General features: G+C 64.3%; 12 protein-coding genes. 9 read left to right on the top strand and 3 right to left on the bottom strand.

The annotated features are described in order from the left end of the window. Positions 1 to 98 precede the first annotated feature (98 nt). Positions 99 to 1520 (top strand): hypothetical protein, encoded by a 1422-nt coding sequence (locus BLT68_RS04860; RefSeq protein WP_050695280.1) that lies wholly within the window; start codon positions 99 to 101, stop codon positions 1518 to 1520. Next, positions 1520 to 3181 (top strand): hypothetical protein, encoded by a 1662-nt coding sequence (locus BLT68_RS04865; RefSeq protein ID WP_074633128.1) that lies wholly within the window; start codon positions 1520 to 1522, stop codon positions 3179 to 3181. Before BLT68_RS04860 ends, BLT68_RS04865 begins: the two co-directional genes overlap by 1 nt. Here the strand turns inward: BLT68_RS04865 and BLT68_RS09220 are convergent. From BLT68_RS09220 to BLT68_RS04875, 3 genes are all read right to left on the bottom strand, one after another. Further along, positions 3154 to 3291 (bottom strand): hypothetical protein, encoded by a 138-nt coding sequence (locus BLT68_RS09220; protein ID WP_165603239.1) that lies wholly within the window; start codon positions 3289 to 3291, stop codon positions 3154 to 3156. The genes BLT68_RS04865 and BLT68_RS09220 overlap by 28 nt on opposite strands. Before the next feature lie 1138 nt (positions 3292 to 4429). Continuing rightward, positions 4430 to 4711 (bottom strand): WXG100 family type VII secretion target, encoded by a 282-nt coding sequence (locus BLT68_RS04870; protein WP_070779175.1) that lies wholly within the window; start codon positions 4709 to 4711, stop codon positions 4430 to 4432. Between the two features lie 21 nt (positions 4712 to 4732). After that, the gene (locus tag BLT68_RS04875) at positions 4733 to 5038 is read right to left on the bottom strand and encodes a WXG100 family type VII secretion target (RefSeq protein WP_207512875.1); all 306 of its coding nucleotides are present in this window, start codon (positions 5036 to 5038) and stop codon (positions 4733 to 4735) included. Positions 5039 to 5233: 195 nt separating this feature from the next. Between BLT68_RS04875 and BLT68_RS04880 the strand changes: the two genes are divergently transcribed. The 7 genes from BLT68_RS04880 (at position 5234) to BLT68_RS04910 (ending at position 13985) form a co-directional block, all read left to right on the top strand. After that, positions 5234 to 6595, top strand: coding sequence for an EsaB/YukD family protein (locus BLT68_RS04880; protein WP_050695276.1), 1362 nt, complete (start codon positions 5234 to 5236; stop codon positions 6593 to 6595). Positions 6596 to 6598: 3 nt separating this feature from the next. Beyond that, positions 6599 to 8050: a type VII secretion protein EccB gene (locus tag BLT68_RS04885; RefSeq protein ID WP_070779173.1), complete on the top strand. Its 1452-nt coding sequence runs from the start codon at positions 6599 to 6601 to the stop codon at positions 8048 to 8050. A gap of 26 nt (positions 8051 to 8076) precedes the next feature. Then, positions 8077 to 9477 (top strand): S8 family serine peptidase, encoded by a 1401-nt coding sequence (locus BLT68_RS04890; protein ID WP_232618755.1) that lies wholly within the window; start codon positions 8077 to 8079, stop codon positions 9475 to 9477. After that, a complete protein-coding gene (locus BLT68_RS04895) occupies positions 9474 to 10658 on the top strand; it encodes a S8 family peptidase (protein ID WP_074633129.1) in 1185 nt (394 codons plus the stop codon). Before BLT68_RS04890 ends, BLT68_RS04895 begins: the two co-directional genes overlap by 4 nt. Positions 10659 to 10794: 136 nt before the next feature. Then, the gene (locus tag BLT68_RS04900; protein WP_050695273.1) at positions 10795 to 11181 is read left to right on the top strand and encodes a YbaB/EbfC family nucleoid-associated protein; all 387 of its coding nucleotides are present in this window, start codon (positions 10795 to 10797) and stop codon (positions 11179 to 11181) included. 6 nt (positions 11182 to 11187) lie between these two features. Then, a complete protein-coding gene (locus BLT68_RS09225; protein ID WP_074633131.1) occupies positions 11188 to 12540 on the top strand; it encodes a hypothetical protein in 1353 nt (450 codons plus the stop codon). After that, positions 12537 to 13985 carry a WXG100-like domain-containing protein gene (locus BLT68_RS04910; RefSeq protein WP_074633133.1) on the top strand — a complete coding sequence of 483 codons (1449 nt, stop codon included), beginning with the start codon at positions 12537 to 12539 and terminating at the stop codon, positions 13983 to 13985. The genes BLT68_RS09225 and BLT68_RS04910 overlap by 4 nt, the downstream gene beginning before the upstream one ends. Positions 13986 to 14118: the final 133 nt, after the last annotated feature.

Below are 14118 nucleotides of genomic sequence, written 5' to 3' on the forward strand. Positions count from 1 at the left end.
TTCCCCCAGTGTAGCGGAGTGGACTTCCAAGTTTTAACCGACGGTTAGCCGCGGTGCACTACACTGGTCACTGTTGTATCCCTGAGATCGGAGGTCCCATGAGCGCCAACATGGTGTCCGTGACCGTTATCGACCAGGACGGCGCCTCCGATTTCGCCGCCCCCCAAGGGACCACGGTCGCAGGATTGTGCGCCATGCTGGCCATCGACCTGACCGTGCCCTCAGTCCGCTTGACACACGCGGACGGACGCCCGCTGGACAGCGGTTCCGTCCTGGGACAGGAACTGCCCTCCGGATCCATGATCGCGCTCTCCAGCCGCGTCCTGTCTGCCCAACAGATCAACGAGGCATCGGCGCGCCAGGAGAACCAGTGGCTGTCCCCCGTGCTGGCCCTGGTCGGCCTCTGTTTCCTGCTCATCGGCGCCATCAGCTCCCTGTGCCTGCTGCCCCTGGTCGCCGACGCCGCCCTCAGCCAATTTACGCACCCGGAGGACGGACCCACCTGGGCTCTCGTTGCCTCGTCAATCCCGATCTGGCTGCGCATCCTGTGCTCCCTGATCTGCTGCGCCGCCGCTGCCGCGCCCCTCTTCGTCTCTCGGTCCGTTCGCTCGCGGCCCGTGATGCTCCTGCTGATGCCTGCCCTCGCCGGATACAGCGCGATCGGCTTCGTGTCGGCCACGGGACTGCACGCCCTGTCCGTCGCGCCCGTCGTCGGGGTCTGGGTCGCCCTGGTGGTCGCCCTGGCCGTGGTCTCGCTGACGGCCGCCCCCTCCGCGATCAGCGCGATGCTCGCCTGGGTCGGCGCGACCGCCCTGGTGACGATCAGCGCCTACCCCCTCTTTCACCTGATCGACATCGCTCCGTTGGCCGTCGTGCTGGGCATTTATCTTCTCCTCATGGCGCCCCGCCTCGCGCTGCGCGTGCCCGACAGTCAGCTCGTTGACGTTTCCGCCGTCCTCACGATCGCCTCCCGCATCCGCCAGGCCCCGACCCAACCCCCCAGCCCCGTCACCGGCGGGCGCATGGCGACCGCCCTGGGGCACACGGGCGCCCGCAACACTCTGCTGGTGACGGCCTCCGCCATCTTCGTCCTGGCGGGAGGCATCCCCCTGGCGCGCACCGTCACCCCGACCATCGAAATGGGGCGGGGGCTGGCAGGCTTCATTCTGGTGATCGCGGCGATCCTCACCCTGCTCACCGCGCCCCGCGCCACCCGAAGCCACCTGGGCCGCATCCTGCCTCGTATCGGGGCCGCCGGCCTGGCGTGCGCCTTCCTCTTCGGCAGCTGGGTCCAATCCTGGACTGCCCCCGTCGGCATGTACCCCCTGATTCCGATGTGCGTCCTGGTTATCGTCGGCATCTCCATAGCCGCCTGGGCGACACTGTACGAGCCGCAGGGGCACGCGGCACTGGTCGGCACCATCCTCGATTTCCTCCAAACCTTCTGCATCTTTACACTCTTCCCCGCGGCATTCATGGCCTCGGGCCTGTTCGCGTTCGCCTGGAGGGCGGTCCTGTAATGCCTGACACCACAACGACTCCTTTCGCCCCCGCGACCGCGACGCGACTCGTGGGCGCCTACTTCGTCGACCTGGCGGTCCTCGGCGCGCTGGCCGGTGCGACCTGGTTCGTGTACTTCACGCCCCTGACGATCACCTTCATCACCGTCGAGGCCGTGGTGGCCTCCGCGATCATGCTGGGTGCCACCGGACGCACCCCCGGCATGGCGGCCATGCGTGTGTGCCTGATCCGTGACGAAACAGACGCGCAAACCCCCTCCCTCGGCGCCGCCCTGGCCTACACGGCCATGACCGTGGCGCTCCAGCTGACCGTCGTCGGCCCCCTCGCCGCGCTCGCCATGGTCCGTGATGGACACACCTGGCTCACCGGAGCGACCCGCACCCGCCTGGTCGACCTGCGCAAGCACGCGGCGCTCGCGACGGGACCCGCCGCCGTCGGCATGGGGGAGGGGGCCGACCGGCCCCGCCCGGGGCAGGCCCCCAGCGGATTCGACAGCGTCCACACCAGCCCGGTGTCACAGGAATGGGACGCTCCGACCTCCCCGCTCATGTCAGCCCCCCACGCGATTGACTACTCCGTGCCCGGAGTCCCGGGTGGTTCCAGTGATTCCACTGTTTCGGGCTACGCCGCACCGGGATTCCCCGGTGGTTCCACTGTTCCGGACTATTCCGCGCCCGGAGGCCCGGATGGTTCCAGTGATTCCACTGTTTCGGGCTACGCCGCGCCGGGATTCCCCGGTGGTTCCAGCGGCGCCGGTAGCTCTAGTGGCCCCGGTGTTTCAGGCTATTCCGCGTCCGGACGCTCTGCCGGTCCCAGTGGCCCCAGTGGGCCGGGCTACGCCGCGTCGCAGCAGAGCGTCCCGCCGACCGTGCCGCCGCGCGCCCCCGTTCCCCCAGCTTCCTCCGATCCCTCGCTCCGCGGGGCCTTAGCCCCGCAAGTCCCTGCGGCCCCCGCCCCCTCCCGGGAGCAGTCCAGCGAGTCCACGCAATTCGATGCGATTCTTGCGCCTGCCTCGGATACCTCTGGAGGCTCTGGTTTCATGCCCGAGCACCCCGCGCCGCCGCGTACCGCCGTATCCGGCTCGCGGGTTCCACCCGCCGCCCCCCCAGGAAACGGGGATGTGCCCGGCCGACAGGTGCCCGCGCAGCCAGCCCAGGCCTCGTATGCGATCGGGCAGCCGGAGAGTGACGCCGCCGGGCAATACGCGCCTCGCACGTCGGGCGTGCCCGCGCCGCCGCCCAGCCGACGCGCCTACCAGGCCGCCCGCAGGAATGATCCCGACCGGTTGCAGGGGGGTGCTCCCGCCGCGTCGACATCCAGCCCCCTGCTGTGGCTCATCTTCGATTCTGGGCAACGCGAACTCATTGACGCTCCCCTGACCCTCGGGCGCGCGCCAGCGTCCGACGAAGGCTCGCGCGCCGTCGTGGTCCCCGACACGACCGTATCGCTGTCGCGCACGCACATGCGTGTCGGCCCCGCAGCAAGCGGCGCGTGGATCGAAGATGCGTTCTCGGCGAATGGGACGCAGATCCGGACGCCAGACGGGCGCATCGCTGCGCTGGCGGGCGGGCAGGCGGTCGAGGTTCCCGCAGGCACCGAGATCCTGATGGGGGAGCGGCGCGCCACCATCGTCTACGCCGACGCGGATTCGGTGCGGTGATCGCGAGCGGTAGCCGTCGCTAAAGGCGGCTTCACGGCAGCACGCCGCCCGATGATCGACGCTGTCAAGCAGTAGGCGGACGGGGTCGTGTCCTCCTTCAGATCGCTCACGACGCCTCTCGCCCCATACCCTAGGATTTGAGGCGCGTTGACCCGCATACGCGCGCCGTCTTTCGATGGTGGTGTATTTGGTGGGTTGGGTGTCTGGTGCGGGGTTGGGATGGTGGGTGGGCGAGGAGGGGCAGGAGTTGGTAGTCCGGGTTTGTTTCGAGGCGCGTTGGCTCACTTGGCGCGCATAAATCTTGCTGAGGTGTTCGTGGTGGGCAGCCCTGTTCGCGGGCATGTATGCGCCTTAGCGTGCGCCGTAGAGGGCTGCGCGTATCTTAGCGGGTTGAGAACAGTCAGCCCGATAACGGGGGTGTGGCCTGCGTGGATGGGGGTGAGCGCGCGGCGCGCGTGAGTCCCGCATCTGGATAGGAAACGGCTTCGTGGATAGGAAACGGCCACCTGGATAGGTTACGAGCTTCTGGATAGGTTAATAACCTATCCACGAGTGCATAACCTATCCAGAAACGCACTTCCTATCCACGAACCAGCCGCAAAGGGCAGCAACACCAGCGGTAGATCATGCGTTTGGGCGGGTCGCCAATCGCAGGCACCGCTTTTTGGGCGATGTTGACGGCAGCCCTGCATCTGGATTAGGAAACAGACATGCGGGGAAATAGTATCTGGGAGATAGTGCTGGGCCGTCGTCGTGGCGGACAGGGAGCAGGCACACGGAGAAACGGACACCTGGATAGGAAACGGCTTCGTGGATAGGTTACGAGCTTCTGGATAGGTTAATAACCTATCCACGAGCGCACTTCCTATCCAGCAACGCACTTCCTATCCAGCAACAAGCTTCCTATCCACGAACCAGCCGCAAAAGGCAGCGACACCAGCAGCAGCGGGGTCGAGCCACTGCGGGTTGACGGTGTCGCGAAAAAACGGCGCGCAACCCCGGCAGTAGTAGCACGCGGCACCTGATCCCACGCGGGCCGACAGCCACGGGAACGGATCAACGCCCCTGCAGACACACAGCACGCTTCACAGACACACAACAAGGCCGCCCACCCCCCGGTGGGGGCGGGCGGCGCCACCGCAAACTCACGCGCGGCGCCACCGCAAACCCCGCACAGACATGAGGGCAGGCATAAGGGAGGGGCCGCCCCATCTGGGGCGGCCCCTCTATGCTCTCCGAGCGACGCTATCAGAAGCGGGAAGCGCTGGACTGGTCCGTCTGCTGGTAGTTCGTACGCGCCGAGTCAACGGCGGTCGAGGTGCGACGCAGGACGTCCTTCAGGCCCTCGAGGCCCTCGTTCCACTTGCGCTGGGCGGCCTGGTAGGCTTCCTGAGCCTGGCCTTCCCACGATGCGACCAGCTGGTTGAGCGTCTGCTCGAGGTCGCTCAGGCAGCTATCGAGGTTGCCGGCACCGGTGTTGATGTCAGCGGCGGCCTGATCGAGGGCGCCGTACTGTACCTGGAAATCCATTTCAGTCTCCTATCGTCTCTATCACAGTCCGCCGAGAAGCTGGGAGAACGAGCTCTCAGTATCAGCCTCGTTGGCTTCCATGGACTGGTGCGTGCCGCGCAGCTTGTCAGCGAGCTCCTGCAGAGCCTCGTTAACCTTGGTGGCGTTCTCATCCCACTGCTGCATCAGCTGCTGGAACTTGAGAGCGGCCTCACCAGTCCAGGCGCCGCCGACGGATGACAGGTCGCCCCTGAGGCGGGAGAAGTGACCCTGTAGGTCGGCGTAGGTCGACTCGATTGCCTGTACGCCCTTAGGAAGGGCGCCTTCCTCGGCCCTCTGGTCTGCCATGTGAACCTCCATTTGTATGAGTGGACTCTCCCGCGGGGATGCGTGAGAGCATGGGGACATACGAATACTAACCGTGTTTCCGATACTTTTATAGATGTTACGCGAAAATCATGACAAATCCTGACCGACAACCTAAACTTACAGGGTTGTGTCGTGTAGTCAAAAACCCCATCACGCGGCACCGGGGAGGATTCGATGGCATCGAAAACATCTCGTGGAGTGGCACTGATCCCGCTCACGATTACCTATGGCGTGGATCGCAACGATGTGACGATTCCGCAGTCGATACCGCTGGTTGAGCTGCTCCCCGGACTGGTTGAGTCTGCCGGTGCTTTCACTGATGAGCCCACAAATGACGGGTTTGCGGTGCGTACCGCGTCAGGGCGCCTGCTCGATCAGTCGAAGTCGCTGTCCGCACAGGGAGTTCGCGCGGGCGCCTCCCTGACGCTTGAGCCCCTGGGCGAAGGCGCGGCGGACATGGTTTACGACGATCTGACCGAAGCGGTCGGACAAGTCATCGAAAGGGTGTCCACGCCTTGGACGCGTGAGGATACTCGCACCTTCGCCGCACTGTCCGCGGCCGCCCTGGTTTTTGTCGCCGCAGTCCTGTTGGCGACCACGCCCCCGGATGCGATTGCCTCCCTGCAGCCCGGGCGCATCACGATGCTGAACTACGTGTACGGTGCGATTGGCGTCGTCTCCGCGCTGCTCGTCACCGGCACCTCGGCGGTGGTGACCCGGAAGCACCCGGGGCCCAGCGGTATCGCCCTGGCTCACACCGCGCCCTTCTTGACCGCCGCCGCGGCCCTGCGTCTGACTCAAAGCCAGTGGAGCGCGGGCGGCTGGATCGCGATTGGGTCCGGATTGCTGATCGGATCGGTTGCCGCGCTGACGCTGCCGAAGCGCTATCGGATTTCGATCGCTGCGCCGATAGTCCTCGGTTCCATAATTGCCGCGACCGGCCTCATGGTGCATTTTGGGGCGCTCTCGCAGGTCGGCGTTTCTGCCGTTCTCTTTGCCTTCGTTATCGTGTTGCTGCAGGTTGCGCCGTGGGTGGCGTTGGCCCACATTCCCGTGCGCATCCTGGACGCGAACACCAGTGAGCAGATTCCCGCTCAGGGGGTGACGGACCAGGTCAGTACCTCCTTCGTCTTCGTCGTGGCTCTGCGCTCCGGCGGCGCGCTCGCCGCAATCTTCCTGGCCGTCTCGATGATGGCCGCGCCCAGCATTCGTTCGGTCTTCCTCCCGCTGGTTTTGATCCTGCTCGGTTCGGTCTCCCTGATCCTACAGACCCGCTCCATCCGCGCCCGCGTCGAGGTTCTGCTCGGTGCGCTCACCGGCCTGACGACGATCCTGGTCGCCGCGACCCTCGCGACCCGCGCGGATCCGACGACACTGTCGTGGATCACCCTCTCGTCAATCGCCGCCGCCTTGATCCTGGTGGTCACGAACGTCGTCGGGCCTCGCGCCCGCCCGCACCTGACGCGCATCGCGGACACGATTTCTGTGCTGTCGCTCTTTGTCCTGATCCCTCTGGCCGTCTACCTCTGGGGCTGAACCATGCCGTCGAGTAAAGACATTCTTGAAGCCCAGCGTTTCAACCGCAACCGCCTGATCACCGCATTCACGTCGGGCACGCCGGACGGCCACGAGGTCGACACTCCCTCCCCCGTGCGCCCGCTGATTTTCGGCACAGTCGTCGCCGTCATCATGTGCGTCGTCGGATTGGGCATCCGTTTCTTCAACCCGAATCCGGACCTGACCGCCTCGAACTACGTGTTGGTTGACGTCAAGTCCACTGGCGCCCGGTATTTCTGGGCGAACGGCGTGCTTCACCCGATCACGAACGTGACGACGGCCAGGCTCCTGGCCCAGGAGTCGGGGCTTGAGGTCATCTCGGCCAGCGCCTCGGCCCTCAAGGACATCCCGCGAGGTGCACAGATCGGCCTGCCCGGCGTCCCCGACGACGTGCCCGCTTCGTCGCAGCTGGGCCACACGTGGCTGTCGTGCGACCTGGAAGATACGTACCACACGTGGATCGCCGAGTCCCTGCCAACCGACAACTTCCCCCTGAAAGCGGCCACGTCGGCGCTGGTGACCCCCGATCACGGGGCCACCAAGTACTTCGTGGATGGAACCACGAACAAAAAGTACCTGGTCGACGAAACCGATAGCCGACAGAGCGAGTGGGCGCTCGCCTTCCAAAACATCATGGGCTATCCGATCGAGGCAGAACCCGCGTGGGTGGACCTGTTCCCCTCCGGCACGCCGCTGAAGTCGTGGAGCTACTCGGACATCCCGAACGCCGGACAGCCCGCGAACGAGCTGCCGGGACCGCTAAAGAATGAAAACCTGACGATCGGCACGGTCATCCAGCAGACCAGCACGAACGGAGAGGTCCTGAACTCATACCTGGTCCTCACTTCGTCGCAGCTGGCGGTGTTTAACTCGACTGCCTCGCGCCTGTACAAGGACGCGCCGCCCACCCGGCCCTTCCCGACGGACATGTTCAAGGATGTGACCCCCGTTCACGCGGACTTTATCGGCGAAGACTGGCCGCTCTACGAGCACTTTGCCGACGCCCAGTGGGCCGACCCGAAGGCGGACGCCTCAAGCCGCACCGCCCTGTGCGCTCAGATGTCCACCACCGACCACGCGGTGCCTCAGCTCGGACTGTACGTGATGCCCAACCAGCGGGCCGTTCAGGCCGCATACGACGCCGAATCCGTGTCCTCCACCTCCGGCCCGACCACCACGCGCACGGTGACGGTCGCGGGTGGCTCCGGCGCGCTCGTCGCAATCACCTCGGGAGGCGGAGAGGCTGCGGCCTACGCGTTCGTCTCTGACCAGGGGCACATGCACTCCCTCGGGGCCTCTCCCAGTGCGTCGATCAACGCGCTCGGCTGGGCCCAGACGGACGCCTCCGCAATCCCCGAGGCCTGGGCGCTCCTTATCCCGCCCGGTACCGACCTGACGCCCCAGGCCGCGGCGACCTCAGTGGGGTTGTCGTGAGCCGCGGGCGCGCACGGTCTCGGGTTTTGAGTCGAGGCCTGGTCGGTGCCGCGCTGACGACGGGCCTCGCGCTCGCGCCCCTGTTTGCGCCCCTTTCCGCTCCTGCGGACCGGGCCGGGGAGTCCTCCGCTTTCGGGCCCGCCGTTGCTCACGCGGATCCGACGCCTGCACCGAGTGTGCGGCCCACGCCCACGACCCCGCCATCGGAGGCGCCCACGCCGACTCCGAGCTCAAGCGCAGACCAGACCTGCCCGAAGGAAACGCCGACCTACATCAAGACTCAGCCCACGATCCTCGACCAGGTTGGGGTGCGGCGCGCGTGGGATGTCACGCGGGGCGCGGGCGTTAAGGTGGCCGTCGTAGATTCTGGTGTCGCCGCGGGTAACGCGCACTTCAATGCGGGCGGCCAGACCGTCGTGTTGCCGGGCACCGACCTCAGCGGCGAAAACACCGACGGGCGCGTTGACGTGGGCGAGCACGGCACCGCCATCGCCGGCGCGATCGCCGCCAGGCAACTGCCATCCTCCACGGGGTCGGGGCTGGTCGGCGTGGCCCCCGAGGCTCAGATCCTGCCCGTCCGCGTCGAGACCGGCCTCGAGCAGGGAAACAACCAAAAAAAGGGGGAGGAAACCTACCTGCAGCGCCTGGGCCGTGCGATTCGGTGGGCCGCCGACCACGGCGCCCAGATCATCGTCGTTGCTCAGTCAACGAAGGAGGACGACCCGGACCTGAAGGCGGCCATTCAGGCCGTGCGTGGCCGCGCGCTCGTCGTCGCCTCGACCGGCAATACGTACCAGGACCAGGAGAATAACGTCGTCGTCTACCCGGCCGGGTACGAGGGCGTGCTGGCGGTGACCGCCACGAACGCGGACGGTTCGGCGTCCGACCAGCAGGTGCACGGCGCACACGTCGATCTGGCCGTCCCCGCGGGGGTCATTCACACGACCTGGTTCGACCAGGCCGACTGCATGGTTGGGGGGCACTCTGGGAGCACGCCCCTGCCGTCATCCTCGTACGCGACCGCCTACGCCGGTGGATTCGCCGCCCTGGTTGCCGCCCAGTTCCCGGGCGAGGGCCCCGACATGTGGAAATACCGCCTGGAGGTGACGGCCCTGCGCGGGACCGCCGACCAGCGTACCGACGAACTGGGCTGGGGTATTGTTGCGCCCTACGACGCCCTCACCTTTGGCGACATTGGAACCAGGTATGGGCCGCCGCACCCGAACGCCGCCGAGCACCCCGCTCCGCTGCGCCCTGCCGAGGCATCGGCTAACCTGACAAACCGAGACAATAACCTGACGATCCGCGCATACATTGTGTCGGCGGTGGCGGTCCTCGGTTCCGCACTGCTGGGCGGTTTAGTGATTCTGTCGCACCTGCGCGGCAGGCCAAAGAATATCGATGAGTCGGAAGAGGACCTGTCATGACCAGGAATGTGAGGCGTCGGTGTCGGCGCGCGTGCATGGTTGCACTCGGCGTTGTTGTGCTGGTCGCCGGGACCACGCTGCTGCCCGCTGCTCCCGCGCGGGCTGTCGATCCGCCGCTGACGGGCAACGAGCAGGAGTACTACACGCACTACAGGATCCGGTCGCTGCACTCGCAGGGATACACCGGTAAGGGCACAGTCATCGCGATGATCGACGGGACCGTGAACCCGAATATTCCCGAGCTGGCGGGCGCGAATATCGTGGACAAGAGCCCGTGCCCCGTGAATTCCACGGCCGAACACGCTGATCACGGAACGCTGGTTGCACAGCTCCTGGTGGCGCCCGAGTTTGGCGTGGCCCCCGGGGCGACGCTCCACACCTACGCCGTTCAGTTGAACGGCGACAGAGAGGGACAGACCTGTGATTTGCCCGGGTGGACCGGCACAGAAGGAACCGATACCTCGCTGCTGATTGAGCAAGCGATCAATGACGGCGCGGACATTATCACGATCTCAAGCAGCTACCCCGGATACTCCGAAGACCTGCGTTGGGCGATGGCGAGGGCCATCGACCAGGGAGTCATGGTGGTTGCTTCGATGGGAAATGACTCCACGGAGGACCCTGACGACACGTTACCGTCGTGGTCGGGTATATGCGGGGTCGGTGCAGTCTTGAAAAACGGTTCCCTCACCGACTATACGAACTGGGGTAACGGGATCTTTACCGCCGCATTGGGCGGCGTTTACTACCGCAGTGGCACGGATAAGAAAATCTACTTCGGGGAAGGTACGTCCTTTTCGACGCCTATCGTCGCCGGGTTCCTGGCTATCGCGTGGCAGAGGTTTGACGACGCCAATGCCAACCGGATCCTGCAGGCCCTCGCCGAGTCAGGCAAGAAGAACTGGAACAAGTACACGGGCTACGGTCCGATCGACCCATGGGCCTTCCTCAATACCGATCCGTCGAATCTGCCAAATGAGAATCCGTGCGAGTCAAAAACGTATGCCTCGGACCCCAGCTGGCAAGATGTCGAAGACTATATTGATGGCACCGTTAATCCGCTGCTGATCAGGAACGACGACTCTTACGTCTATCGGGGGATTAACGAGGATGCGGCCCTTAGCGACCAGCACGACTATCCCGTGCACCTGGGCACCAGCCCCAGGTATCACGCGCAGTGACGCATCCGCGCAAGTCCGCAGGTTGAGACATTGATTCTGAACCCATTGGCGGATCACGCGATTCTCGCGGGCGAGGGCAGGGTCTCTGCAGCCAAAGTGCTGTACAGGTGGCTGGGGAGTCGGTTAGAATAACCGTATGGTAGATGTGATGGGGCAGACCCCCGAAGAAATTAGACAGACTCTGCGAGAACAAGTGGCGGCAGCCGAGAAGAGGGCCGCTGCCACACAGGAGCTCGTTGAGCTTTTGAAGTCAGCCAAGGCATCCGGCTTTGATTCCCGGCGCGAGATTGAGGCTGAGGTGGATCCTGAAGGACACCTCGTGAAACTGTCAATCGACGAAGACGCCCTCGAAGGCAGCGCTCGGGACCTCGAGGAAGGGGTTATGGAGGCCTACGCGAACGCGGGGCGTAGCATGCGTGACTACATTCAGCGGGAGACGATCGATCGCCTCGGCGAAGACGGCGGTTCGCTGAAGGATTACCTCGACAAGATGGACTCGAGCCTCGGCTCGCTGGGGCGCTGATCGCACATGAGTACAGGTTCCCCCGATCTCGGTGTCGATACAGGACTCATCCGTTCGCACGCGTCCAACGTCAGTAACTGCGCATCAACCCTCGACCAGAACGTGAGCGTCGCCAGCGGTACGCAAGGGCAGGTGGGCGGTAACGCGTTCGGCATTATCTGTTCATTCTTCGTTCCTCCGGTCAGTTCACAGATCCGGAATCTGCAGGGAATGATCTCCGACTGTGCTGGGGCCGAATCTCGTTTGGTGAGCTGCCTCCTGCAGTGGGCGGAGGAAATGGACGACCTCGAAGACCGCATCCGAGAGAAGCTGTCCAAAATCGACAAGGAACAAGGCGGCGACAACAAGCCGACTGACTGTCGGCGTCCCCGTCCCAACGGTCCCACTACTGGCAACGGAAGCGGCAACGGTGACAGAACCGGCGGTGGTTCCACCTCCGGTGGCGGCGGTGGTGGAGGCGGCGGTTCTACCTCCGGTGGCGGAGGCGGCGGTGGTTCCACTCACGGCGGCGGAGGCGGCGACGGTTCCACTCATGGTGGTGGGGGCGGCGGTTCCACCGAGGACTCATCTAAACCCAAGATGCCTATCCCCGAAACCCCGGGACGTCACAGCTCCCAAGCCGGCGGTGCGGCTGATGGCAGCACCACCGGTAAGGATGGACACGGCGGTCATGACGGCCATGACGGTACCGGCAGGGACGGTAAAGATGGTCACGACGGCCACAAAGGCGCCGCCGAGGATACCGCCAGAAAAGGTGGCTCCGGCGGAGCGGGTGATTTCGACAGCATCCTTGGCGGACATGACAAGGTGAACGTTGACGACGATCAGCTGCGCGCATTCCTCGAGAAGCAGCGCAATGATGAAAACACCGATCTCGCCACGTTCTACGAGCGTCAGCGGGCCGATCAGAGTGAGGCGCTCGCCCGCTACGCTGAGGCTCACCCCGGTCAGGACATCTCCGAAGTCAAGTCTTTGATCGAGTCGAATCAGCAGCAGCAACAGGACGCGATGACGGATTTCCTCTCACGGCAACGAACGGAAGAGGAATCGCAGATCCGGCAGTATCTGCAGGAGCATCCGAAGGCCACCAGTCGCGACTTCGACACGTTCATGTCGCAGCAGCGCAATGAGCAAGAGGCGAGCTACCGTTCCTTTGTCGAGGAGCAGCAGAAGGCTCAGAATGCCCGAATCGAGGAGTTTACAAAGTCTCACCCCGATTCGAGGCCGGATGATGTGCGTTCGCTCTTTGAGCGACAGGATAGTAACGGCGACAAGGACATCGAAAAGTTCCTCCAACGTCAACGTCAGGATGAGGAGCGCACCTTGCGTCGCTTCATGTTCGAAGGAGTGAAGAAGTGAGTCTTGAGGCTCCCACACATACCCGGAGTATCGATAACACAACTCCGACCGAAGGCCTAGGGGCCATCGACGACATCTACAATGCCGTCCAGGACATGAAGTCCGGCGACGTGACGACTCTCGTCAGCGCGGCCCAAAGCCTCGTGAGCGAGGCCGGTAATATGGTGCTCGACCCCATTGGCGGTTTAGGCGGCATGGTCGTTGAGTGGATCCTGCAGCACGTCGAACCCCTCAAGGGATGGGTAAACCAGGTGACTGGCGATTCCGCTCAGGTCTATGGAATGAGCGCGAGCTGGGACTCGATCTCGAGTTCGCTCTCCTCCGTCGCCGACGAACTCGACGACGATTCACAAAGCGCCATGTCGAACATGCGGGGTGAGGCGGTTCGCGCCTATCTTGAGCGCCAGTCGATCGTTGTGAGTGCGATTCGTGCGATTGCTGAAGCATCGGGCGCATTCAGTGAGGCTCTGAACAAAGTCGCCGACTCGGTTGACAACATTCACGATGCCATCGTCAGCGCGATTGCGGACATCGTTGTGACCTGCTTCCAGGTGGTTGCAGAAGTCCTTATGACGTTTGGTGCCGCGACGCCGGTTGCGGCAGCACAAGTCTCCTCGAAGGTCTCGAAGTGGGCGTCGCGCATCGGGCCGATCCTGGAGGTCCTCACCCACGCCCTCGAAGCCCTTCAGGCAATTTTCGCCGTGTTGACGTCTGCTGGCAGCGATCTGACTCGCGACGCGAAGAAGATTGGCGAGCAGTGCCAGGGACCCCGCAGGGGCGGCTGCTGTGGCGGCAATGAGCCTCCCACAGGTCGAAGAAGAAGGGGTGACGGTTCTTCGAATGGCGATGACCGGGATGACGGCAGAGTCCGTAATGGTGAGACCGGCGGTGTGACCGGAACGGGTAACGTCGGCGGCGATAACAACGGCACCATCGACAATAGTCGACACGATGATCACCACACCGAATACAACCCAACTATCAATATCAATCGCGGTGACAAGGGATCGTCGGGCAAAGACGGCGGCCATGACTCGGGCGATGATCGTCGCAACGGCTCTTCGGATGGGCGTTCCAGGTCCCGCGACAAGTCGCACGATGGCAGCGGTGACAAGGGGAAGGGCTCATCTAAGGGCTCCGACCATGGTGACAGGCATCGCGGTGGCAAAGACCACGGCGGCAAGGACCATGGTGGGCACCGTGGCGGTAACCACGGTAGCAACCACGGCGGTAACCATGGTGGTAACCACGGCGGGCACCATGGCGGTAACCATGGTGGTAACCACGGTGGGCACCATGGTGGTAACCACGGTGGGCACCATGGTGGTAACCATGGTGGTAACCACGGTGGGCACCATGGTGGTAACCACGGTGGGCACCACGGCGGTAACCATGGTGGCGGCCATCATGGTGGCGGCCACCATCGCCACCGCCGCCATCACTGATGCGCTGGCCGGGAAGCATGGGGTGACCGGGTAAACGAACCGTGAAGCAGTGCCGGTTTGCTGGTTTCCTGACAGCTCAGCGGCACGGCTGCCTCCGCTTGGCCAGATTATCAAGAGGGTGCCCCGCACGAAA

This window comes from Schaalia meyeri (genome assembly GCF_900105015.1).
Lineage (GTDB): Bacteria > Actinomycetota > Actinomycetes > Actinomycetales > Actinomycetaceae > Pauljensenia > Pauljensenia meyeri.